The organism is Sporosarcina sp. CAU 1771, from assembly GCF_054482775.1.
In genome coordinates this window covers 1,047-1,582 of record NZ_JBTLRN010000059.1, presented here as the reverse complement: position 1 = coordinate 1,582, position 536 = coordinate 1,047, and the positions used below count along the sequence as shown (strand labels likewise).

General features: G+C 40.7%; 1 pseudogene. It reads left to right on the top strand.

The features are described from left to right. Positions 1–126: 126 nt before the first annotated feature. A pseudogene (locus ACXYMX_RS17070) lies at positions 127–536 on the top strand (transposase); the annotation flags it as partial.

Sequence of the window (536 nt, the reverse complement as noted above, 5' to 3'; positions counted from 1 at the left end):
GAGTCAATTTCATAATTCCAAGCCCTTACATACCAAGGGTTTCTAGGCATAAAAAATAGAGCACCTCCCCAAATCCTGTATAATGTAAGTTACCACACAAACATAAAGACAGGAGAGAGTGCCCTTATGTCCATTATACGACAACAAAGCCTATTTGACATACATGAACTTTATAAACTGGAACCTACCCATCGTTTCAACGCAATTTTTTCAACGTTAAACCTAGAACCCATATGGGTTTTGTTCGAAAAGCAAACAAATGTAGGTGCGCCAAGAGAATTAAATTATGGCGCAATGGTCTACTCATTAATCGCTCGTGTGGTGGAGCGAATTGCAACGATAAAAAACCTTTTGGATCGACTTAGAGACGACCCTTTTTTTAGATTCAACTGCGGTTTTCTCCACTCCGATAACTTGCCATCCGAAGCTTCTTACTCGCGCATGATTAGTCTTATCAGTGAATCCGTTTTATTCGAGCAGTACTTGGGCACAGTAGCGTAGGCTAAGTGACTATTCTGATTAGTACGCGCTCATTC